Origin of the sequence: Protaetiibacter larvae, from assembly GCF_008365275.1 — a bacterium.
Lineage (GTDB): Bacteria > Actinomycetota > Actinomycetes > Actinomycetales > Microbacteriaceae > Homoserinibacter > Homoserinibacter larvae.
On sequence record NZ_CP043504.1, the window covers coordinates 864,318 to 885,906 of the forward strand.

At 69.4% G+C, this 21,589-nt stretch carries 31 protein-coding genes; all 31 read left to right on the forward strand.

All coding sequences use genetic code 11. The annotated features are described in order from the left end of the window. Positions 1–346: 346 nt before the first annotated feature. The 31 genes from FLP23_RS03970 (at position 347) to rpsK (ending at position 21,471) form a co-directional block, all read left to right on the forward strand. Positions 347–1,921: a SpaH/EbpB family LPXTG-anchored major pilin gene (locus tag FLP23_RS03970; RefSeq protein ID WP_168200372.1), complete on the forward strand. Its 1,575-nt coding sequence runs from the start codon at positions 347–349 to the stop codon at positions 1,919–1,921. A gap of 65 nt (positions 1,922–1,986) precedes the next feature. After that, complete coding sequence (locus FLP23_RS03975; protein WP_246140053.1) at positions 1,987–2,928, forward strand: class C sortase; 942 nt, start codon at positions 1,987–1,989, stop codon at positions 2,926–2,928. Positions 2,929–2,951: 23 nt separating this feature from the next. Next, positions 2,952–4,523: a DUF7507 domain-containing protein gene (locus FLP23_RS03980; protein WP_149324673.1), complete on the forward strand. Its 1,572-nt coding sequence runs from the start codon at positions 2,952–2,954 to the stop codon at positions 4,521–4,523. Between the two features lie 73 nt (positions 4,524–4,596). Continuing rightward, a complete protein-coding gene (locus FLP23_RS03985) occupies positions 4,597–6,204 on the forward strand; it encodes a DUF7507 domain-containing protein (RefSeq protein WP_149324674.1) in 1,608 nt (535 codons plus the stop codon). A gap of 312 nt (positions 6,205–6,516) precedes the next feature. Continuing rightward, positions 6,517–6,825 carry a 30S ribosomal protein S10 gene (gene rpsJ, locus FLP23_RS03990; protein WP_120761912.1) on the forward strand — a complete coding sequence of 103 codons (309 nt, stop codon included), beginning with the start codon at positions 6,517–6,519 and terminating at the stop codon, positions 6,823–6,825. A gap of 33 nt (positions 6,826–6,858) precedes the next feature. After that, entirely contained in the window at positions 6,859–7,509 is a 651-nt protein-coding gene (gene rplC / locus FLP23_RS03995; protein WP_149324675.1) for a 50S ribosomal protein L3, read from the forward strand. A 2-nt stretch (positions 7,510–7,511) separates the two neighbouring features. Continuing rightward, on the forward strand, positions 7,512–8,165 hold the full coding sequence (rplD, locus tag FLP23_RS04000; protein ID WP_149324676.1) for a 50S ribosomal protein L4: 654 nt from the start codon (positions 7,512–7,514) through the stop codon (positions 8,163–8,165). Next, on the forward strand, positions 8,162–8,461 hold the full coding sequence (gene rplW, locus FLP23_RS04005) for a 50S ribosomal protein L23 (RefSeq protein ID WP_149324677.1): 300 nt from the start codon (positions 8,162–8,164) through the stop codon (positions 8,459–8,461). The genes rplD and rplW overlap by 4 nt, the downstream gene beginning before the upstream one ends. A 17-nt stretch (positions 8,462–8,478) precedes the next feature. After that, entirely contained in the window at positions 8,479–9,318 is an 840-nt protein-coding gene (rplB, locus tag FLP23_RS04010) for a 50S ribosomal protein L2 (protein WP_149324678.1), read from the forward strand. A 12-nt stretch (positions 9,319–9,330) separates the two neighbouring features. Then, positions 9,331–9,612 (forward strand): 30S ribosomal protein S19, encoded by a 282-nt coding sequence (gene rpsS, locus FLP23_RS04015; protein ID WP_120761907.1) that lies wholly within the window; start codon positions 9,331–9,333, stop codon positions 9,610–9,612. 24 nt (positions 9,613–9,636) lie between these two features. Further along, positions 9,637–10,038, forward strand: coding sequence for a 50S ribosomal protein L22 (rplV, locus tag FLP23_RS04020; RefSeq protein ID WP_149324679.1), 402 nt, complete (start codon positions 9,637–9,639; stop codon positions 10,036–10,038). Continuing rightward, a complete protein-coding gene (gene rpsC, locus FLP23_RS04025) occupies positions 10,038–10,784 on the forward strand; it encodes a 30S ribosomal protein S3 (RefSeq protein ID WP_149324680.1) in 747 nt (248 codons plus the stop codon). Before rplV ends, rpsC begins: the two co-directional genes overlap by 1 nt. A 2-nt stretch (positions 10,785–10,786) precedes the next feature. Next, positions 10,787–11,206 (forward strand): 50S ribosomal protein L16, encoded by a 420-nt coding sequence (gene rplP, locus FLP23_RS04030; protein ID WP_149324681.1) that lies wholly within the window; start codon positions 10,787–10,789, stop codon positions 11,204–11,206. Then, on the forward strand, positions 11,206–11,529 hold the full coding sequence (gene rpmC, locus FLP23_RS12550) for a 50S ribosomal protein L29 (RefSeq protein WP_149324682.1): 324 nt from the start codon (positions 11,206–11,208) through the stop codon (positions 11,527–11,529). The genes rplP and rpmC overlap by 1 nt, the downstream gene beginning before the upstream one ends. After that, positions 11,529–11,858: a 30S ribosomal protein S17 gene (gene rpsQ, locus FLP23_RS12555; protein WP_168200373.1), complete on the forward strand. Its 330-nt coding sequence runs from the start codon at positions 11,529–11,531 to the stop codon at positions 11,856–11,858. The genes rpmC and rpsQ overlap by 1 nt, the downstream gene beginning before the upstream one ends. 3 nt (positions 11,859–11,861) lie before the next feature. Beyond that, positions 11,862–12,230 carry a 50S ribosomal protein L14 gene (gene rplN / locus FLP23_RS04045; RefSeq protein WP_149324683.1) on the forward strand — a complete coding sequence of 123 codons (369 nt, stop codon included), beginning with the start codon at positions 11,862–11,864 and terminating at the stop codon, positions 12,228–12,230. Between the two features lie 2 nt (positions 12,231–12,232). Next, complete coding sequence (rplX, locus tag FLP23_RS04050; RefSeq protein ID WP_149324684.1) at positions 12,233–12,592, forward strand: 50S ribosomal protein L24; 360 nt, start codon at positions 12,233–12,235, stop codon at positions 12,590–12,592. After that, positions 12,593–13,165: a 50S ribosomal protein L5 gene (gene rplE / locus FLP23_RS04055; protein ID WP_149324685.1), complete on the forward strand. Its 573-nt coding sequence runs from the start codon at positions 12,593–12,595 to the stop codon at positions 13,163–13,165. Positions 13,166–13,282: 117 nt separating this feature from the next. Then, on the forward strand, positions 13,283–13,681 hold the full coding sequence (rpsH, locus tag FLP23_RS04060; RefSeq protein ID WP_149324686.1) for a 30S ribosomal protein S8: 399 nt from the start codon (positions 13,283–13,285) through the stop codon (positions 13,679–13,681). 6 nt (positions 13,682–13,687) lie between these two features. Beyond that, positions 13,688–14,224, forward strand: a complete 537-nt coding sequence (rplF, locus tag FLP23_RS04065; RefSeq protein WP_149324687.1) for a 50S ribosomal protein L6 — start codon at positions 13,688–13,690, stop codon at positions 14,222–14,224. 2 nt (positions 14,225–14,226) lie between these two features. Beyond that, positions 14,227–14,586, forward strand: coding sequence for a 50S ribosomal protein L18 (gene rplR / locus FLP23_RS04070; protein WP_149324688.1), 360 nt, complete (start codon positions 14,227–14,229; stop codon positions 14,584–14,586). Continuing rightward, on the forward strand, positions 14,583–15,293 hold the full coding sequence (rpsE, locus tag FLP23_RS04075; protein ID WP_149324689.1) for a 30S ribosomal protein S5: 711 nt from the start codon (positions 14,583–14,585) through the stop codon (positions 15,291–15,293). The genes rplR and rpsE overlap by 4 nt, the downstream gene beginning before the upstream one ends. After that, positions 15,293–15,478 carry a 50S ribosomal protein L30 gene (rpmD, locus tag FLP23_RS04080; protein WP_120761896.1) on the forward strand — a complete coding sequence of 62 codons (186 nt, stop codon included), beginning with the start codon at positions 15,293–15,295 and terminating at the stop codon, positions 15,476–15,478. The genes rpsE and rpmD overlap by 1 nt, the downstream gene beginning before the upstream one ends. Next, a complete protein-coding gene (rplO, locus tag FLP23_RS04085) occupies positions 15,478–16,269 on the forward strand; it encodes a 50S ribosomal protein L15 (protein ID WP_149324690.1) in 792 nt (263 codons plus the stop codon). Before rpmD ends, rplO begins: the two co-directional genes overlap by 1 nt. 88 nt (positions 16,270–16,357) lie before the next feature. After that, positions 16,358–17,686 carry a preprotein translocase subunit SecY gene (secY, locus tag FLP23_RS04090; RefSeq protein WP_149324691.1) on the forward strand — a complete coding sequence of 443 codons (1,329 nt, stop codon included), beginning with the start codon at positions 16,358–16,360 and terminating at the stop codon, positions 17,684–17,686. 2 nt (positions 17,687–17,688) lie between these two features. Then, entirely contained in the window at positions 17,689–18,282 is a 594-nt protein-coding gene (locus tag FLP23_RS04095; protein WP_149326179.1) for an adenylate kinase, read from the forward strand. Positions 18,283–18,311: 29 nt separating this feature from the next. Beyond that, positions 18,312–19,982, forward strand: a complete 1,671-nt coding sequence (ptsP, locus tag FLP23_RS04100) for a phosphoenolpyruvate--protein phosphotransferase (RefSeq protein ID WP_149326180.1) — start codon at positions 18,312–18,314, stop codon at positions 19,980–19,982. A gap of 105 nt (positions 19,983–20,087) precedes the next feature. Then, entirely contained in the window at positions 20,088–20,309 is a 222-nt protein-coding gene (gene infA, locus FLP23_RS04105; protein ID WP_100365313.1) for a translation initiation factor IF-1, read from the forward strand. Between the two features lie 54 nt (positions 20,310–20,363). Beyond that, positions 20,364–20,480, forward strand: coding sequence for a 50S ribosomal protein L36 (gene rpmJ / locus FLP23_RS04110; protein WP_055821300.1), 117 nt, complete (start codon positions 20,364–20,366; stop codon positions 20,478–20,480). 212 nt (positions 20,481–20,692) lie between these two features. Continuing rightward, a complete protein-coding gene (rpsM, locus tag FLP23_RS04115; protein WP_149324692.1) occupies positions 20,693–21,073 on the forward strand; it encodes a 30S ribosomal protein S13 in 381 nt (126 codons plus the stop codon). Continuing rightward, positions 21,073–21,471 carry a 30S ribosomal protein S11 gene (gene rpsK, locus FLP23_RS04120; RefSeq protein WP_149324693.1) on the forward strand — a complete coding sequence of 133 codons (399 nt, stop codon included), beginning with the start codon at positions 21,073–21,075 and terminating at the stop codon, positions 21,469–21,471. Before rpsM ends, rpsK begins: the two co-directional genes overlap by 1 nt. Positions 21,472–21,589: the final 118 nt, after the last annotated feature.

Genomic DNA, 21,589 nt, shown 5'->3' on the forward strand with positions numbered 1-21,589 from the left:
GTAGACAGCGCCGCCCGAGCCCCCGGCGCGAGGGCGGGCGCGGCGGCCGTCTGCGACCACAACGGGGGGAAGAGCCCCGCACTCGGCCACTCATACACTCGAATCGTCGTACCCAGGGCCCTTACCCGACCCGCGCCGCTTACCCCGGCAGTGTGCGATACCCGACTCGAACCCCGGAGACGCACGCGTCACCCCGTCGTGGTCGCTTGCGCACCCGCGCGCGCGGACACGGCAGCGGTGTGCTGCGCGCCGCCTCCGGCGTGTCCGCCTGCGCGGAGAGCTGCTTCGGCGTCGGGATCCGCCTGATCCACCTGCACACCCGACAACCCGAAACAGAAAGATGGATATGACGACCATCACCCACAGCCGGTCGCGTCGTATCGCCGCCGCGGCCGGGGCGTTCGCCCTCGCCGCCGCCGGCGTGCTCGGCTTCGCGGGCTCCGCCTCCGCCGACCCGATCGGGGGCGTCGGCAACATCGTCAGCCCCGACCCGGGCACCGGCTCGATCACCGTGCACAAGTACACGAAGACGAGCACGAACGGCAGCACCGCCGGCGACGGCACCCAGGTGACCCCGACGGGCGCTCCGATCCCGGGCGTCACCTTCACGGTCCGCGAGGTGCTCAGCTCTTCCGCATCGCTGCCGCTGCTGACGAACGCCGGCTGGACCACCGCCAACGCGATCCAGGGCGCGTTCAGCCCCGCGAGCCCCGTAGCCTCGCTCACCGCGATCAGCGGTGTGACCCTCACCGCCGGCACCAGCGTCGTCACCAATGCGAGCGGCGACGCGGCCTTCGCCAACCTGCACTACGGCCTCTACCTCGTGCAGGAGACGGCGGCGCCCGCGAACGTGACCGACCCGTCGCTGCCGTTCCTGGTGACCGTTCCGTTCCCGACCGGCGCCGCGAACGCCACCAACCCCAACGAGTGGCTGTACGCCGTGCACGTGTACCCGAAGAACGCCGTCACGGGTGTCACCAAGGCCGTCAAGTCGGCCGACACGGCGTTCCGCACCGCGGCCGACTACGTGACCTGGACCATCGGCGCGACGGTCCCCACGGTCGCGAGCGGCGGCATCAACACCTTCACGGTCGCCGACACGGTCGACCCGGCGCAGCTGAGCTTCGTGACCGGCACGGTGCCCTCGGGCATCTCCCCGCGCGCGATCCGGGTGTTCAACGCCGGGGGCACCGACGTGACCTCGAACTTCACGCTCACGACCGACTACACCTACACGGTCAGCGGCACGAACAACGAGGTGCAGACCCTCGCCTTCACCTCGACGGGGCGCGCCGACCTCGCCACCTACGCCTCAGGCGGGCGCGTCGAGTTCGACGTGCCGACCCAGGTGGTCGCGGTGCCCACGGCCGGGACGGTGCTCAACAGCACCCATCTGGTCGCCAACAGCGGCACCTCCGACGCCTCCTCGAGCCAGGACTTCGGCAAGCTGCGCGTCCTGAAGTTCGCCATGACCGACGTGGCGGATGTGCCCACGAAGACCCCGCTCGCGGGCGCCACCTTCGAGGTGTACGCCGACGCCGACGCCGACGGTGTCGCGGATGCCGGCGAGCTGGTCACCGTGAACGGCGCGACCAGCTGGACGACCGACGCGGCGGGCATCGTCAACATCCCGGCCCTCAAGCCGGGTGCCTACCTCCTCAAGGAGACCGCGGCGCCGGTCGGCTACCAGGCGCTCAGCGCGGTGGTCCCCGCGACGGTCGTCGCGGGCGACGTCGTCGCCACGGGCACGGTGCAGAACTACGTCGAGGTCGAGAACAGCCAGCTTCCGCCGTGGCTGCTGCCCTTCACGGGTGGCAACGGGGTGCTGACCTTCACGATCGTCGGGGCCGGCCTCATGGCGCTCGCCTTCGGCTTCGCGTTCGTCGCGTTCCGCCGCCGCAAGCAGGCCGAGCAGGCCTGATCACCGCGTGACCCGATGGCGGGAGTGTCGTGCGACGCTCCCGCCATCGGCATGAGGGGAAGAGCATGACCGCCGTCGTGATCCGTCACCGCCGGGCCTCCGCGAGGCCTCGGGGCTGGCGGATGCCGTGGCTGGCGTTCGCGACCGCCGTCGTGTTCTTCGTGGGCGCCGTGGTGCTGCTCGCCCCCTCGATCGCGAACTGGTTCTCGCAGGTCGAGCAGGCGTCGCACATCAGCGACCTCGCGAGCGAGGTCCACGACCTCGGAGCCGACACGCTCCGTCAGGAGCTCGCCGATGCGCGCGCCTACAACACGACCCTGGTGGGCGGCGCGGTGGTGGCCGCCAACGAACGCATCCCGCTCCCCGCCACCGCACCCAGCCGAGCCGACTCCCGCAGCTACGACGAGCTGCTCATGGCGGACTCGCTGGGACTCATGGCACGCATCAAGATCCCCCGCATCGGCGTCGACCTGCCCGTCTACCACGGCACGAGCGACGCGACCCTCGAGCAGGGCGTCGGACATCTCGAGGGCACGGCGCTCCCGGTCGGCGGGGTCGGCACGCGTTCCGTGCTCACCGGCCACCGCGGACTCGCCACCTCGGAGCTCTTCACGAACCTCGACAAGGTGCGGCTCGGCGACACCTTCACGATCGAGGTCTTCGGGGAGGTGCTGAGCTATCGGGTGATCGCGAGCGAGGTCGTCCAGCCCGAGGACTCCCAGGCGCTCTACCCGGATCCCGATCGCGATCTGCTCACCCTCGTCACCTGCACGCCGCTCGGCATCAACAGCCACCGCATCCTCCTCACCGGGGAGCGGGTGCTGCCGACCCCGATCGGGGACGTCGCGAGCGCCGGCAACCCGCCGACGATCCCCGGCTTCCCGTGGTGGATCGTCATCCTGTCGATCGTCCTCGTGATGGGCGTTGCCTACGTCGCCTACGCGGGCCGCGCCCCGCGGCGGCGACACACAGCCACCCCGGGCGCGTCAACGGGGTTGCCGGACTGACGCGCTCTCGGTAGCTTCCGAGGATGCGCGCGCGGCGTGTGGTGCGAACGAGCGCGGCCCTGGCCGGGGTGGCGCTCGTGCTGGCGAGCGGTGCGACGGCGCAACTCGCGTCGAGCGCGCCGGCCCGAGCGACCGCGCTGTTCGCGAGCGGTCCCCTGCTGCTGCAGGAGGATTTCACGGGTGACACCGCCATCCCCGAGTTCAGCGCCTACGGCGATGCCTGTCTCACGGGCGCCCCCGCGGGCGCCGCGCTCCCCGCGGGTCTCCATCCCCTCGCCGGATGCCCGGCGGGCGGCTCGGGCGTCTCGCCGCCGCTCGGCGGAGCGCCCGACGGCTTCCTCCGGCTCACCGATGCCGTCGTGAACCAGGCGGGCGCGGTGCTCTTCAAGACCGACATCCGTTCGACCGATGGCGTGGAGATCACCTTCGAGCAGTGGCAGTACGGCGGGTTCTCGACCATCCCGCAGTTCCCCACGCAGACCGCCGACGGCATCTCCTTCTTCCTCGTCGACGCCGCCCAGGTGACGACCCTGAGCGCGCCGGGCGCGTTCGGCGGCAGCCTCGGCTACGCCCAGAAGCTCGACGGCGGCACCCTGTTCAACGGCGTCGACGGCGGGTATCTCGGGTTCGGGTTCGATGTGCTCGGCAACTTCTTCAACGATGGCGAGAACCGGGGCAGCGGCTGCGGTCAGCCGGGGCCCTTCGTCGACGGCCTCACCTCGCCCGTCGGCAGCGCGCTCGTCGCGCCCGCGCCGGGCGCCAACAACGTCACGGTGCGCGGCCCCGGCCAGGGGGCGGCCGGGTACTGCTATCTCGGGATCTCGGCGGACCTCGCGGGCGGCAGCTGGGTGAGCCGCCTTCCCGGCCCGCTGCACGGTCCGACGACCGTCGTCTCGCAGAGCGATCCCGCGCAGGCCGTCACCGACCTGCTGCCTTCCCGCCGCACCGTCACGATGGTGCTGGAGCCCGAGCCGAGCCATCACATCACGGTGTACGTGGACACCGGGTCCGGCCCCGTGATGGTGCTCGACATCCTCGCGCCCCAGCCGGTGCCGCCCGCCGTCAAGTTCGGGTTCGCCGCCTCGACCGGGGCCTTCACGGATGTGCACCTCATCCGCACCCTGACGATGCAGGCGCTCGATCCGCTGCCGGCGCTCGGTCTCACCAAGACCGCGACCCCCGTCGTGCCGGGTGCGCTGGGGGTGGGCGATCAGGTGCGCTTCGACCTCGTGGTGACGAACACGGGCGGCGGCACGGTGCACGGCATCACCGTGGACGCCCCCGTCATCGGCCCCGTGAGCTGCCCGCAGGCGGACCTCGCCGAGGGCGCCTCGATGACCTGCTCCGTGATCTACACCCTCACGCAGGCGGACATCGACCGCGGCTCGGTGCTCAGCACGGCGGTCGCGAACGGCACGGGGCGCGACGGCGGGGTGGTCTCGAATCCGGCCGACGCCCTCGTCGAGCTCGCCGAGCTCGCCGCGAGCGGGGTGGACGGGGCGGTGCTGGGAGCGGTAGGCGCGGCGTCGGGGGCAGCGGTGCTGCTGGGTGCCGTGCTGTTCGCGCGAGCGCGGCGACGGCCGCGCTCCGAGTGAAACTCGGGTACCACGTCGTCGGACGCACGTCAACGGGGTCGCCGCGTGCACAGCCGCTCGATAGTTTGCGCGTATGCGCGCGTGGCGTGTGGCCTCGATGGGGGTGACCCTCTCGGCGGTGGGGATCCTGCTGGCGAGCGCCGGGAGCGCGCCCGCTGCCACCGGCGCCCCCGAACTGCGGATGCCCGTGCGGGCCACGGGGCCGCTCCTGCTCGATGAGGATTTCACGGGGGCCACGGCGATCGACGACTTCCGGGCCCACGGCGACGCGTGCCTCACGGGCGCGCCGGTCTTCACCGGGACGCACGTCAACAACGATCCGGTACCGGGGTGCCCCGCCCAGGCGGAGCTGCCGGGTACCACGTACCCCGCCGTGACCCTGCCGATCTCACCGCCCCTCGGCGCCGACGGCAACGGGTACCTCCGATTGACGGACGCGATCCCCGACCGCACCGGCGCGGTGCTGTACGAGGTGCCGATCCAGGCGACCGACGGCGTCGAGATCACCTTCGAGCAGTGGCAGTACGGCGGGTACTCCACCATGCCGGAGTACGCCGGCCGCACGGCCGACGGCATCTCCTTCTTCCTCGTCGACGGCGACGCCACGCTGCTCGCGCCGGGCGCATTCGGCGGAAGCCTCGGCTACGCCCAGAAGCTCCCGGACAACGACCCCGGCGAGACCCTCGTCGACGGCGTGGTGGGCGGCTACCTCGGGATCGGACTCGACGTTCTCGGCAACTTCTTCGGCGACTGGGAGCAACGCGGCGCGGGCTGCACGGGAGCCGGTGCCTCGCCCGCGGGCGCCGCGTTCCTGGATCCGCCCGCGGGCCAGAACATGGTGACCGTGCGCGGGCCGGTGGGGGCGAGCACCGCCGTGGGCTACTGCTTCCTCACCGCGAGCTACGTCGACGACAGCTCGGTCACCCCGCCGTTCTCCTCGACGCTGCCCGGCGCCCTGCACGGCGCCCTCATGGGCCCGGTGCCGACCGACCCGGCAGCGGCGGTGGCCTTCCTCGAGCCGGCGAAGCGCATCGTGACGATCGTGCTCGAGCCGGAGCCCACCCACAACGTCACCGTGTACGTCGACTTCGGCTCCGGTCCGCAGCAGGTGCTGTTCTTCCATGCGCCCGAGCCGGTGCCGGCGAGCGTCAAGTTCGGGTTCGCCGCCTCGACGGGCGCCTTCACGGATGTGCACCTCATCCGCACGATGCGCGTGCAGGCGCTCGACCCGGTCCCGGCGCTCAGCCTCACCAAGACCGGCGTCCCGCTCGTGCCGGGGCCGCAGTCGGTGGGCGATCAGATCCGCTACGACTTCCTGGTGTCGAACGTCGGGGGTGGGACGATCACCGGCATCGTCGTCCACGACGACACGGTCGGGCCGGTGACCTGCCCGCAGCCCGACCTCGCCGAGGGGGAGTCGATGACGTGCTGGGCGTACTACACGCTCACCCAGGAGGACCTCGAACGCGGCGAGGTGCTCAACACCGCGTTCGCCACGGGCGACGGCCGCGACGGCGAAGTCACCTCCAACACCGATGACGAGCGGGTCGATCTGCGGGCCCTCGCGAACGGCGGGGCGGACGGTGCGGCCCTCGCGGCCGTGGGCGCGGCGGCCCTGCTCACGCTCCTGATCGGGGCCGTCATCGTGGCGCGGCGACGTTCCCAGGGAGCTCCTAGCTGAGCGCGACACGCCCGGGTTGCAGCAGTTGCCCGGGTATGGCAGACTTTCATGGTTCAACACGCCGCGCCTGGCGCGTGGCTCACTCCCCTGGCAGTGCACAGCCCCTGATCCGATGGATCGGAAGCGGCTGGGCCGCGGGGAGCAGAACACAGCTTCAATCGAATCCCGATTCCCTCGGGGAAGACGTGTGCCCTGCGCGCGGAATCCCGGCGGGGACAGGTGATTGACAGAAGAACAGCGGTGCGCATCGAAGGATGCGCGGATGTGCGGGCCGGGATCGGTCTCGCACGGGAACAAGGAAGAGAGCTGACCATGGCGGGACAGAAGATCCGCATCCGGCTGAAGTCGTACGACCACGCCGGCCTCGACGCATCGGCGCGCAAGATCGTCGACACCGTGACCCGTGCGGGCGCGACCGTCGTCGGCCCCGTGCCGCTCCCGACGGAGAAGAACGTGGTCGTCGTGATCCGTTCGCCGCACAAGTACAAGGACAGCCGCGAGCACTTCGAGAAGCGCACCCACAAGCGCCTCATCGACATCATCGACCCGACGCCCAAGGCCGTCGACTCGCTCATGCGTCTCGACCTGCCCGCCGACGTCAACATCGAGATCAAGCTCTAGCCCGAGCTGAACCCGGAAGCCAGAAGGAAACCCATGTCTGCAGTGAAGACGACCAAGGGTCTGCTGGGCACGAAGCTCGGCATGACCCAGGTCTGGGACGAGAACAACAAGCTCGTCCCCGTGACCGTGGTCCAGATCACCCCCAACGTCGTGACCCAGGTCCGCTCGACCGAGAAGGACGGCTACGAGGCCGTCCAGATCGCCTACGGCCAGATCGACCCCCGCAAGGTCAACAAGCCCGCCTCGGGCCACTTCGAAAAGGCCGGGGTCACCCCGCGCCGCCACCTCACCGAGGTGCGCACCGCCGACGCCGCCGAGTACTCGCTCGGCCAGGAGCTCGCGGTCGACATCTTCGAGGCCGGTCAGCTCGTCGACGTCGTCGGCACGAGCAAGGGCAAGGGCTTCGCCGGTGTCATGAAGCGCCACAACTTCAAGGGCGTCTCCGCCTCGCACGGTGCCCACCGCAACCACCGCAAGCCCGGCTCGATCGGTGCCTCGTCTACCCCCAGCCGCGTCTTCAAGGGCATGCGCATGGCGGGCCGGATGGGTGGCGAGCGCGTCACCGTCCAGGGCCTCAAGGTCCACTCGGTGGACGCCGAGAAGGGCCTCCTGCTGGTCAAGGGCGCCGTCCCCGGCGCGCGCGGCCGCATCGTCTTCGTCCGCAACGCCGTGAAGGGTGCCTGATCATGGCCGCTACCAACCTCGACGTGGTCGACGCGAAGGGCAAGAAGGCCGGTTCGGTCGAGCTTCCCGCGAGCGTCTTCGACGTGCAGACCAACGTCCCCCTCATCCACCAGGTCGTGACCGCCCAGCTCGCCGCCGCGCGGCAGGGCACCCACAAGACCAAGAACCGCGGTGAGGTCTCCGGCGCCGGTCGCAAGCCGTTCAAGCAGAAGGGCACCGGCCGCAGCCGTCAGGGCTCGGTCCGCGCCCCGGAGCACACCGGTGGTGGCGTCGTCCACGGACCGACCCCGCGCGACTACTCGCAGCGCACCCCCAAGAAGATGATCGCCGCGGCCCTGCTCGGCGTCCTCTCGGACCGCGCCCGCGGTGAGCGTCTCCACGTCATCACCTCGTTCGGCTCCGACGCCCCCTCCACCAAGAGTGCCGTCGAGATCCTCGAGCAGCTCGGTGCCCGCAAGAACGTGCTCGTGGTCATCGACCGCGGCGACGAGGTCGGCGCCCTGAGCGTGCGCAACCTGTCCTTCGTGCACGTGCTGTACGCGGACCAGCTGAACGCCTACGACGTGGTCGTCTCGGACGACATCGTCTTCACCCGTGCCGCCTTCGACGCCTTCGTGGCGTCGAAGAGCGCCCAGACCGAGGAGGCTGCGAAGTGAGCGGCTACAACAAGGACCCGCGCGACGTCATCATCGCGCCGGTCGTGAGCGAGAAGAGCTACGGGCTCATCGACGAGGGCAAGTACACCTTCCTCGTCGACCCCCGCTCGAACAAGACCGAGATCAAGCTGGCGATCGAGAAGATCTTCGGCGTCAAGGTCGCCTCGGTGAACACCGCCAACCGCGCCGGCAAGACCCGCCGCACGCGCTTCGGCACCGGCAAGCGCAAGGACACCAAGCGCGCCATCGTCACGCTCAAGTCCGGCTCGATCGACATCTTCACGGCTGTCGGCTAAGGACCAGGAAGAGAATCATGGCTATTCGCAAGTACAAGCCGACGACCCCCGGTCGTCGTGGCTCGTCGGTCGCCGACTTCGCGGAGATCACGCGCTCGACGCCCGAGAAGTCGCTGCTGCGCCCGCTCCCGAAGACCGGTGGCCGCAACAACACCGGTCGCATCACGACCCGCCACATCGGCGGCGGGCACAAGCGCCAGTACCGCGTCATCGACTTCCGTCGCAACGACAAGGACGGCGTCGACGCCAAGGTCGCGCACATCGAGTACGACCCGAACCGCACCGCGCGCATCGCGCTGCTGCACTTCGTGGACGGCACCAAGCGCTACATCCTGGCGCCGAACAAGCTCAACCAGGGCGACGTCGTCGAGTCGGGTGCCGGCGCGGACATCAAGCCGGGCAACAACCTGCCGCTCAAGAACATCCCCGTGGGTACCGTCATCCACGCGATCGAGCTGAAGCCGGGCGGTGGCGCCAAGCTCGCCCGCTCGGCCGGCGCCTCGGTGCGCCTCGTCGCCAAGGACGGCCCCTACGCCCAGCTGCGTCTGCCCTCGGGCGAGATCCGCAACGTCGACGTGCGCTGCCGCGCCACGATCGGCGAGGTCGGCAACGCCGAGCAGTCGAACATCAACTGGGGCAAGGCCGGCCGCAACCGCTGGAAGGGCATCCGCCCGACCGTCCGCGGTGTGGCCATGAACCCGATCGACCACCCGCACGGTGGTGGTGAGGGCAAGACCTCCGGTGGTCGCCACCCGGTCAGCCCGTGGGGTCAGGCCGAGGGTCGCACCCGTCGCCCCAACAAGGAATCCGACAAGCTCATCGTCCGCCGCCGGACCGTCGGCAAGAAGCGCAAGTAGAGGTAGTAGAAGATGCCGCGCAGTCTCAAGAAGGGGCCCTTCGTCGACGAGCACCTGTTCCGCAAGGTTCAGACTCAGAACGAGGCGGGCTCGAAGAACGTGATCAAGACCTGGTCGCGCCGCTCCATGATCGTCCCGGCCATGCTCGGCCACACGATCGCCGTCCACGACGGACGCAAGCACATCCCGGTCTTCGTGACCGAGACCATGGTGGGTCACAAGCTCGGCGAGTTCGCGCCGACCCGCACCTTCCGTGGACACGAGAAGGACGACAAGAAGGGTCGTCGCCGCTGACGCGGTGACTGAGGAGGAAGAGAAATGGTGGAGTCGATCGCCCGCGTGCGACACATCCGCGTGACGCCTCAGAAGGCCCGTCGCGTCGTGGACCTCATCCGTGGCAAGCAGGCTCAGGAGGCGCTCGCCATCCTGAAGTTCGCCCCGCAGGGTGCCAGCGAGCCCGTCTACAAGCTCGTGGCGTCCGCGATCGCGAACGCCCGCGTGAAGGCGGATGCGACGAACAGCTACCTCGACGAGGCCGACCTCGTGGTCGCCCGCGCCTTCGTCGACGAGGGCACCACGCTCAAGCGGTTCCAGCCGCGAGCGCAGGGCCGCGCGTTCCGCATCAACAAGCGCACGAGCCACATCACCGTCGTGCTGGCCACGCCGGACGAGCTCACGGTCGCGGCCAAGGCCGCTCCGGCGAAGAAGGCAGGTAAGTAATGGGCCAGAAGGTCAACCCCTACGGCTTCCGTCTGGGCATCACCACCGACCACACGTCGCGGTGGTTCTCCGACTCGACGAAGCCCGGTCAGCGCTACGCCGACTTCGTGGCCGAGGACGTCAAGATCCGCAACCTCCTGACGAAGAACCTCGACCGCGCCGGCGTCGCCAAGATCGAGATCGAGCGCACCCGTGACCGCGTCCGCGTGGACATCCACACGGCCCGCCCGGGTATCGTGATCGGCCGCCGCGGCGCCGAGGCCGAGCGCATCCGCGCCGACCTCGAGAAGCTCACCGGCAAGCAGATCCAGCTGAACATCCTCGAGGTCAAGAACCCCGAGGCCGAGGCCCAGCTCGTCGCTCAGGGCATCGCGGAGCAGCTGTCCGCCCGTGTCGCGTTCCGTCGCGCCATGCGCAAGGGCCTCCAGGGTGCCCAGCGCGCCGGCGCCAAGGGCGTCCGGATCCAGGTCTCGGGCCGCCTGGGAGGCGCGGAGATGAGCCGCTCGGAGTTCTACCGCGAGGGTCGCGTGCCGCTGCACACCCTCCGCGCGAACATCGACTACGGCTTCTACGAGGCCAAGACCACCTTCGGCCGCATCGGCGTGAAGGTCTGGATCTACAAGGGCGACATCACCAACAAGGAACTCGCTCGCGAGCAGGCCGCACAGAAGTCGGTCCGTCCCGAGCGTCGTGACGGCGCACGCCGCGGCCCCCGGGCCGAGGCCGCAGCAGGAGTCGAGGCGTAACCATGCTCATCCCCCGTAAGGTCAAGCACCGCAAGCAGCACCACCCGGGTCGCTCCGGGCAGGCCACCGGCGGCACGAAGGTCACCTTCGGCGAGTTCGGCATCCAGGCCCTCACTCCCGCCTACGTGACCAACCGTCAGATCGAGTCCGCTCGTATCGCCATGACCCGTCACATCAAGCGTGGCGGCAAGGTGTGGATCAACATCTACCCGGACCGTCCGCTCACCAAGAAGCCCGCCGAGACCCGCATGGGTTCCGGTAAGGGAAGCCCCGAGTGGTGGGTCGCCAACGTCAAGCCCGGTCGGGTCCTCTTCGAGGTCTCCGGCGTCAGCGAGGAGCTCGCCCGCGGCGCGCTCACCCGGGCCATCCACAAGCTGCCGCTCAAGGCACGCATCATCAAGCGCGAGGAGGGCGACGCATAATGGCCGTCGGATCCAAGGAGCTCACCCCCATCGAGCTCGACACCTTCGAGGACGACCGTCTCGTCGACGAGCTGAAGAAGGCCAAGGAGGAGCTGTTCAACCTGCGCTTCCAGTCGGCCACCGGTCAGCTCGAGAGCCACGGCCGCCTGCGCGCCGTGAAGCGCGACATCGCCCGCATCTACACCGTCATCCGTGAGCGCGAGCTCGGGATCCGGGCCACCCCGGCCCCGATCGAGGTGCCGGTCAAGGCGGCGAAGAAGTCCCCCAAGAAGTCCGAGGCCGCCGAGGCCGAGGCTGAGACCGCCGAGGAGGCGAGCAAGTAATGGCACAGGCTAAGAAGACCGAGGAGTCGGTCGTGGCTGGCCACGAGCACGCCGCTCACGACGTGCGCGACGCGAACGCGCGCGGCTACCGCAAGGTGCGCCGCGGCTACGTGACGAGCGACAAGATGGACAAGACCATCGTCGTCGAGGTCGAGGACCGCGTGAAGCACCCGCTGTACGGCAAGGTCATCCGCCGCAGCTCGAAGATCAAGGCCCACGACGAGCAGAACACCGCCGGCATCGGCGACCTCGTCGTCATCTCGGAGACCCGCCCGCTCTCGGCTTCGAAGCGCTGGCGTCTCGTCGAGATCGTGGAGAAGGCGAAGTAACCCATGATCCAGCAGGAATCCCGCCTCAAGGTCGCCGACAACACCGGCGCCAAGGAGCTGCTCACGATCCGCGTGCTCGGCGGCTCCGGCCGTCGCTACGCCGGCCTGGGCGACGTCATCGTCGCCACGGTCAAGGACGCGATCCCGGGCGGCAACGTCAAGAAGGGCGACGTCGTCAAGGCGGTCGTCGTCCGCACCGTCAAGAAGACGCGCCGCGCCGACGGTTCGTACATCAAGTTCGACGAGAACGCCGCCGTGATCCTGAAGAACGACGGGGACCCCCGCGGTACCCGCATCTTCGGGCCGGTCGGCCGTGAGCTTCGCGACAAGAAGTTCATGAAGATCATCTCGCTGGCCCCGGAGGTCATTTAGTCATGGCAAAGATCAAGAAGGGCGACCTCGTCCAGGTCATCAGCGGTCCCTCGCAGGACCGCGGCGGCGACCGGGGCAAGCAGGGGCGCGTCATCGAGGTCCAGGTCGAGAAGAACCGCGTGATCGTCGAGGGCATCAACTTCGTCACCAAGCACGTGCGCGTCGGCCAGACCCAGCGCGGCACGAAGACCGGTGGCATCGAGACCCACGAGGCGCCGATCCACATCTCGAACGTGGCGCTCGTCGACCCGAAGACCAAGAAGCCGACCCGCGTGGGTTTCCGTGAGGAGACCGTCGAGAAGGACGGCGTGAAGAAGACCGTTCGCGTGCGCTACGCGAAGAAGTCCGGAGAGAAGATCTAAATGGCCGAGACGGATGTGGCTGGCAAAATCCAGCCCCGACTGAAGTCGAAGTACCGCGAGGAGATCGTCAAGACGCTCACCGCGGAGTTCGGCTACACCAACCCGCACCAGGTGCCCGGCCTCGTCAAGGTCGTCGTCAACACCGGTGTCGGCGAGGCCGCCCGCGACTCCAAGGTGATCGACGGCGCGATCAAGGACCTCACCCTCATCACCGGCCAGAAGCCGCAGGTGACCAAGGCCCGCAAGTCCATCGCGCAGTTCAAGCTGCGCGAGGGCATGCCGATCGGCGCCCACGTGACGCTGCGCGGCGACCGCGCCTGGGAGTTCCTCGACCGCCTGCTGTCGCTCGCGCTCCCGCGCATCCGCGACTTCCGCGGCCTGAGCGCGAAGCAGTTCGACGGCAACGGCAACTACACCTTCGGTGTCGCCGAGCAGTCGATCTTCCACGAGATCAACCAGGACCAGATCGACCGCGTCCGCGGCTTCGACATCACGGTCGTGACCACCGCCAAGACGGACGACGAGGGCCGGGCTCTGCTCCGTGCGCTCGGCTTCCCCTTCAAGGCCGAGTAAGAAACCCCCGCTGGTCGAGTGCCGCCGCAGGCGGTGTATCGAGACCCGCGGGTACCCAAGAAGGTCGGTCCCCGGTGAACCGGGCCCGAAACCACAAGGAATAAGGAAACCAACGAAATGACGATGACAGATCCGGTCGCAGACCTGCTGACCAGACTGCGCAACGCGAACCGTGCGTACCACGACACGGTCTCGCTCCCGAGCAGCAAGCTCAAGACCCACATCGCCGAGATCCTCCAGCGCGAGGGCTACATCTCGAGCTGGAAGGTCGAGGAGGCGCGTGTCGGCCAGACCCTGACGATCGACCTCAAGTACGGCCCGAACCGCGAGCGGTCGATCGCCGGCATCAAGCGTGTCTCGAAGCCGGGTCTGCGCGTCTACGCGAAGTCCACCGAGATCCCCCGCGTCCTCGGCGGTCTCGGCGTCGCCATCCTGTCCACCTCCTCCGGTCTGCTGACCGACCGCGAGGCGAGCAAGAAGGGCGTCGGCGGGGAAGTCCTCGCCTACGTGTGGTGAGCTGAGATGTCCCGTATCGGAAGACTCCCCATCGATGTTCCCGCCGGCGTCACCGTGACGATCGACGGCCAGGACGTCACCGTCAAGGGCCCGAAGGGCGAGCTCGCGCTCACCGTGAAGACCCCCATCGAGGTCAAGCTCGAGGACGGCCAGCTGCTCGTGACGCGTCCGGACGACGAGCGCGAGTCGCGTTCGCTGCACGGCCTCACCCGCACGCTCATCGCGAACCAGATCATCGGTGTGACCGATGGCTACGCGAAGAGCCTCGAGGTGGTCGGCACCGGTTACCGTGTCGCCGCCAAGGGCAGCTCGGTCGAGTTCGCGCTCGGCTACTCGCACCCCATCACCGTCGACCCGCCCGCAGGCATCACCTTCGAGGTCGAGGGCAACAACAAGCTTCACGTCCGCGGCATCGACAAGCAGGCCGTGGGCGAGGTCGCCGCCAACATCCGCAAGCTCCGCAAGCCCGAGCCCTACAAGGGCAAGGGTGTGCGGTACCTCGGTGAGGTCGTGCGCCGCAAGGCCGGAAAGAGTGGTAAGTGATCATGGCTGGCATCAGCAAGTCGGCTCAGCGCGACCGTCGTCACACGCGTCTGCGCAAGCGCATCGTCGGTACCGAGGAGCGCCCGCGTCTCGTCGTCACCCGTTCGGCCCGCCACGTGTTCGTGCAGGTCGTCGACGACAGCAAGGGCTTCACCGTCGCGTCGGCCTCGACGCTCGAGGCGGACCTGCGCACCTTCGACGGTGACAAGACCGCCAAGGCCCGCAAGGTCGGCGAGCTCGTCGCCGAGCGTGCCAAGAAGGCCGGCGTCGAGGCGGTCGTGTTCGACCGCGGAGGCAACAAGTACGCCGGACGCGTCGCGGCCATCGCCGAGGGCGCCCGTGAGGGAGGGCTCGAGCTGTGAGCGACGAGATCCAGAACAAGGAGCAGGACGTGACGTCCGAAGAGATCACCGAGGGTCAGGTCGTGGAGACCGCCGCGGGCACCGAGCAGGGCCAGGAGCCCCGCGAGGCCCGTCGTGGCAGCCGCGAGCGCAACCCCCGCAACGACCGCGGTTCGCGTGACCGCGCCGAGAGCCAGTTCCTCGAGCGCGTCGTGACCATCAACCGCGTGTCGAAGGTCGTCAAGGGCGGCCGCCGCTTCAGCTTCACGGCGCTCGTCGTCGTGGGCGACGGCAACGGCCTCGTGGGCGTCGGCTACGGCAAGGCCCGCGAGGTGCCGCTCGCGATCTCGAAGGGCGTCGAGGAGGCGAAGAAGAACTTCTTCCGCGTCCCGCGCGTCGGTGCGACGATCCCCCACCCCGTCCAGGGTGAGGCCGCCGCCGGTGTGGTGCTGCTGCGCCCCGCCGCCGCCGGTACCGGTGTCATCGCCGGTGGTCCCGTCCGCGCCGTGCTCGAGTGCGCCGGCATCCACGACGTGCTGTCGAAGTCCCTCGGGTCGTCGAACACGATCAACATCGTCCACGCGACCGTCGAGGCCCTCAAGCAGCTCGAGGAGCCCCGTGCCGTCGCCGCCCGCCGCGGCCTCGAGTTCGAGGACGTCGCGCCCGAGCGCCTCATCCGCGCCGACGCCGACGCTCGTGCGGCCGCTACCGCGAAGGTTGGTGCCTGATGTCCGCTCGACTCAAGGTGACCCAGATCAAGTCCGTTATCAGCGAGAAGCAGAACCAGCGCGACACCCTGCGCAGCCTGGGCCTCAAGCGCATCGGCGACGTCGTCGTGCGCGAGGACACCCCGGCCAACCGCGGGTACGTGCGTGCGGTCGCGCATCTCGTGAAGGTCGAGGAGATTGACTAATGGCTGACGAGAAGAAGCCGGCCGAGAAGGCCACGGCCGCGAAGGCCGCCGCTCCGAAGGCTGCTGCCCCGAAGGCTGCTGCCGAGAAGCCCGCCGCTGAGAAGAAGGCGCCGGCGAAGGCCGCCGCCCCGAAGGCTGCCGCTCCGAAGGCTGCCGCCGAGAAGCCCGCTGCTGAGAAGAAGGCGCCCGCCAAGGCGGCTGCCCCGAAGGCTGCTGCTGCCCCGAAGGCTGCTGCTGCCCCGAAGGCTGCTGCTGCTCCGACGGCTGCCGCCGCTGCGAAGGCCGACGAGGTCGTCGCGGCCAAGCCCGCCGCCAAGAAGCCCGCCGCGAAGTCCTCGGATGTCGCGTCGCGCCCGCAGGTGCTGAAGGCTCACCACCTCCGCCCCGCCGAGGGCGCCAAGAAGGCCAAGACCCGCGTCGGACGCGGTGAGGGCTCGAAGGGCAAGACCGCCGGTCGCGGCACCAAGGGCACCAAGGCCCGCTACCAGGTGCGCGTCGGCCTCGAGGGCGGCAACCTCAACTCGGTCATGCGCGCCCCGAAGCTCCGCGGCTTCAAGAACCCGTTCCGGGTCGAGTACCAGGTCGTGAACCTGGACCGCCTGGCCGAGCTCTACCCCTCGGGCGGCGACGTCACCATCGGCGACCTGGTCGCCAAGGGTGCCGTGCGCAAGAACGAGAAGGTCAAGGTGCTCGGCACCGGCGAGATTGCGGTTAAGCTGAACGTTGCGGTCGACAAGGTCTCGAGCTCTGCGGAGCAGAAGATCGTCGCCGCCGGCGGCTCCGTCAAGTAGCCATCGGGCAGGTGGCCCCGCGAGGGGCCACCTCCTCGCCGTACGCACTCGCGTACGGCAGCTCCAAGAAATCTCAACGGGAGGCGTCGTGTTCAGTGCCGTCGCGCGGATCTTCCGCACGCCGGACCTCCGCCGCAAGATCGCATTCACGCTGGGCATCATCGCCCTGTTCCGGCTCGGGTCCTTCGTTCCCGCGCCGTTCGTGGACTTCGGCAACGTCCAGCAGTGTCTCGCGGGCAACGCTGGCGCCTCGGGTCTGTACGACCTCGTCAACCTCTTCAGCGGCGGCGCGCTGCTGCAGCTGTCGATCTTCGCGCTCGGCATCATGCCGTACATCACCGCGTCGATCATCGTGCAGCTGCTGCGCGTGGTCATCCCCCACTTCGACACCCTCTACAAGGAGGGCCAGGCGGGCCAGGCCAAGCTCACGCAGTACACCCGGTACCTGACGATCGCCCTCGGCGTGCTCCAGTCGACCACGCTCATCACGGTCGCGCGCTCGGGCGCCCTCTTCGGCACCACGGGCGGCGCCGAGTGCTCGCAGCTCATCGTGCCGGGCGGAGACACCTGGTACGGCATCCTGCTCATGGTCATCACCATGACGGCCGGCACCGGCGTGATCATGTGGATGGGCGAGCTCATCACCGAGCGCGGCATCGGCAACGGCATGTCGCTGCTGATCTTCACCTCGATCGTGGCCTCCTTCCCGAACTCGCTCGTCTCGATCGCGCAGCAGCGCAACATCGAGACGCTGCTGCTCGTGCTCGCGATCGGCGTGCTCATCATGTTCGCCGTCATCTTCGTCGAGCAGTCGCAGCGTCGGATCCCGGTGCAGTACGCCAAGCGGATGGTGGGTCGCCGCACCTACGGCGGCAACAACACCTACATCCCGATCAAGGTCAACATGGCGGGCGTCGTGCCGGTCATCTTCGCCTCCTCGCTGCTGTACCTGCCCGCGCTCATCGCGCAGTTCAACCAGCCGAAGGCGGGCGAGACCGCGCAGCCGTGGGTGCAGTGGATCTCCGTCTACCTCACGCGCGGCGACCACCCGCTCTACATGGCGCTGTACTTCCTGCTCATCGTGGGCTTCACCTACTTCTACGTCGCGATCACCTTCAACCCGGATGAGGTCGCCGACAACATGAAGAAGTACGGCGGCTTCATCCCCGGCATCCGCGCGGGTCGTCCGACCGCCGAATACCTCGACTACGTGCTCACGCGCGTGACGCTGCCCGGCTCGATCTACCTCGGTCTCGTCGCCCTCATCCCGCTCATCGCGCTCGCCGCGGTGGGGGCCAACTCGAACTTCCCGTTCGGCGGCACCTCGATCCTGATCATGGTGGGCGTCGGTCTCGAGACGGTGAAGCAGATCGACTCGCAGCTGCAGCAGCGCCACTACGAGGGCCTGCTGCGGTGAGCCTGCGGCTCCTGATCGTGGGCCCCCCCGGGGCGGGGAAGGGCACCCAGGCGACGCGGATCGCGGAGCGCTTCGGCATCCCGACGATCTCGACGGGCGACATCTTCCGGGCCAACATCGCGAACGAGACCGAGCTCGGCAAGCGCGTGAAGGCGATCGTCGACTCGGGCGACTACGTTCCCGATTCGCTCACCAATGAGCTCGTGTCGGACCGCCTGTCGGAGGCCGACGCGCGCGGCGGGTTCCTGCTCGACGGCTACCCCCGTACCCCCGAGCAGGTGCGCTACCTCGACGAGCTGCTCTCGGCCCACGGGCACAAGCTCGACGCGGTGCTGCGGCTCGTGGCCGACCAGGACGAGATCGTGCGGCGGCTGCGCAAGCGCGCTCTCGAGCAGGGGCGTGCGGACGACTCCGAGGAGGCGATCCGCCACCGCCAGGAGGTCTACCGTCGCGAGACGGCCCCCGTGCTGGAGATGTTCCGCGAGCAGGGGCTGCTGGTCGAGGTCGACGGTCTCGGCACCGTCGACGAGGTCACCGAGCGCATCTGGGCGGCGTTCGACGCCAACGGACTGCAGCTTCCCGAGCAGTCCGCCTGAGCTGCTGACGGATCCCCGCGGTGTCCGGCATCGGTGAGTGGCGCGGGGCCGGCATCGGAGCGGGCATCGCGATCGGCCCGGTCGTGCGACTCGAGCAGTCCGCTGCGCCGACCCCGACCGACACCCTGAGCACGCTCGGTGCGGAGGCGGAGGCGGAGCGCGTCGTCGTGGCCCTCGGCTCGGTCGCCGCGCTGCTGCGCCGCCGTGCCGTGCACGCGGACCGAGTGGTGCGCGGGGTGCTCGAGGCGCAGGCGCTCATGGTCGAAGACCCCGCCCTGCGGGATGCGATCCAGCTGCGGCTCGACGACGGCGTGACGGCCGAGGCGGCCATCGCGGGCGCGTTCGGAGCCTTCGCCGAGCTGCTCGTCGCGGCGGGCGGCTACGTCGCCGAGCGGGCGACGGATCTGCGCGACCTCGCGGACCGCGCGGTCGGGGCGCTGCAGGGCCTTCCGAGCGAGGCGATCGTCGACCCCGGCGTCCCCTACGTGCTCGTCGCCCGCGACCTCGCACCCGCCGACACCGCGGTGCTCGATCTCGACCGCGTGCTCGCGTTCGTGACGAGCGAGGGCGGCCCGACCTCGCATTCGGCGATCCTCGCGCGGCAGCGCGGCATCGTCGCCGTCGTGGGGGCGACGGGGGTCGCCGCCGTCGCCGACGGGACCGAGCTGCTCGTCGATGCCCTCCACGGGCGCGTCGTCGCCGACCCCGACCCCGCGGAGCGCGCGGAGGCCGAGCTGCGACTCGCCGTCCAGGCCTCGGCCCTCGCGACACCGGCTGCGCCCGGCGCGCTCGCCGACGGCACCCGGATCGCCCTGCTCGCGAACATCGGATCGCCGTCGGAGGTCGGTGACGCGGCCCGGCTGGGCGCCGAGGGGGTCGGGCTGCTGCGCACCGAGTTCCTCTTCCTGGATGCCGCCGAACCGCCGACCGTCGACGCGCAGCTCGCGAGCTACCGCGCGGTGCTCGACGCCTTCCCCGGGATGCCGGTCGTCGTGCGCCTGCTCGATGCCGGCGCCGACAAGCCCCTCGCCTTCCTCCCCGCAGGCGAGGAGCTCAACCCGGCCCTCGGGCGGCGGGGCCTGCGCGCGTTGCGCGCGGAGGAGGGGGTGCTCCGCGACCAGCTGGCCGCGCTCGCCGCCGCGGGAGCCGGCTCGGCCGCCGAGCTCTGGGTCATGGCGCCCATGGTGACCACGGTCGAGGAGGCGCGCTTCGTCGTGCAGGCCGCCCATGACGCCGGCATCCCGAACGCCGGTGTCGTCATCGAGGTGCCGTCGGCCGCCCTCATCGCGGACCGGATGCTGCGGCACGTCGACTTCGCCTCGATCGGCACCAACGACCTCACCCAATACACGCTCGCCGCCGACCGCTCGCTCGGCGGCCTGAGCGCGCTGCAGGACCCCTGGCATCCGGCGGTGCTCCGGCTCGTCGCCGAGGTGGGCGCGGCGGGGATCGCGCAGGGCACCCAGGTGGGGGTGTGCGGCGAGGCCGCCGCCGATCCTCTGCTCGCGATCGTGTTCGCGGGCCTCGGGATCACGAGCCTCTCGATGGCGCCCGCGGCCCTCGCGGGGGTGCGCGCGGCCCTCGCCCGCTGCACGCGCGAGCAGGCCGAGTCCATCGCGGCGGCCGCACTCGCGGCCGAGGAGGCCGACGAGGCGAGGCGCGCCGCGAGCGCGGTGGCGCGAGCGCGATTTATCGGCTAAGCTCGATCTTTGGTGCTTTGTGCCCGACGGGCATTCCGCCTTTCGGCGTGAGCACCGAATCACTCACCCGCATGACCGAGCATTACCGATAGCGATTACGAGGGTATGGCCAAGAAAGACGGCGTCATCGAGATCGAGGGATCCGTCCTCGAGGCTCTGCCGAACGCGATGTTCCGCGTCGAGCTGAGCAACGGGCACAAGGTTCTCGCCCACATTTCGGGCAAGATGCGTCAGCACTACATCCGGATCCTCCCCGAGGATCGCGTGATCGTGGAGCTGAGCCCCTACGACCTGACCCGCGGCCGCATCGTCTACCGCTACAAGTAAGGCTCGGAAAGTAACGGCCTGCCCCGGCAGGTACGAAGACAGCGAGAAGGAAACATGAAGGTCAACCCGAGCGTCAAGCCCATCTGCGACCACTGCAAGGTCATCCGCCGCAACGGCCGCGTGATGGTCATCTGCAAGTCGAACCCGCGTCACAAGCAGCGTCAGGGTTGAACCGAAGGTCGACACCGCGAAGCGGTTTCGACCGAAGGTTCAAGATCGAGGAGCGCCGCGAAGCGACGCGTCACGAGATCCCCAGACTTCACAACTCAATAGCTAACTTGCACCGCCAGAACCTCCCGCACACGGAGGGGACACCCCGGGTCGGAGGCCCGGGCACCGGCGGCGCTCCACACCTCCGAACGACTCCATAAGGAGAAGCCGACATGGCACGTCTCGCCGGCGTCGACATCCCGCGCGACAAGCGCGTGGAAGTCGCTCTGACGTACATCTACGGCGTGGGCCGCACCCGTGCGCTCACGACCCTCAAGGAAACCGGGATCTCCGGTGACATCCGCGTGAAGGATCTGACCGACGACCAGCTCGTCGCCCTTCGCGACTACATCGAAGGCAACTTCAAGGTCGAGGGCGACCTCCGCCGCGAGGTGCAGGCCGACATCCGCCGCAAGGTCGAGATCGGCTCGTACGAGGGCCTTCGCCACCGCCGTGGCCTGCCCGTCCGCGGTCAGCGCACCAAGACCAACGCACGCACTCGCAAGGGCCCGAAGCGCACCGTGGCCGGCAAGAAGAAGGCAGGTAAGAAGTAATGGCTGCTCCGAAGGCCGCCGCGCGCAAGCCGCGTCGCAAGGAGAAGAAGAACATCGCCGTGGGTCAGGCTCACATCAAGTCGACGTTCAACAACACCATCGTCTCGATCACCGACCCCTCGGGTGCCGTCATCAGCTGGGCCTCGTCCGGTGGCGTCGGCTTCAAGGGTTCGCGCAAGTCGACCCCCTACGCCGCGCAGCTCGCCGCCGAGTCGGCCGCGCGCCAGGCGCAGGAGCACGGCATGAAGAAGGTCGACGTCTTCGTCAAGGGTCCGGGTTCGGGCCGCGAGACCGCGATCCGTTCGCTCCAGGCCGCGGGCCTCGAGGTGGGCACCATCAACGATGTGACGCCGCAGGCGCACAACGGCTGCCGCCCGCCCAAGCGTCGCCGCGTGTAACGCGTCGCTCGGATGACCGCGCCCCGGCGGCCGGTCATCCGAGCGCCTCAGCGTCTTCATAACTTCACAACACGGCGGCCCAGCCACCCGCCGCAACTGTCGTGGGCGTCATATGGCG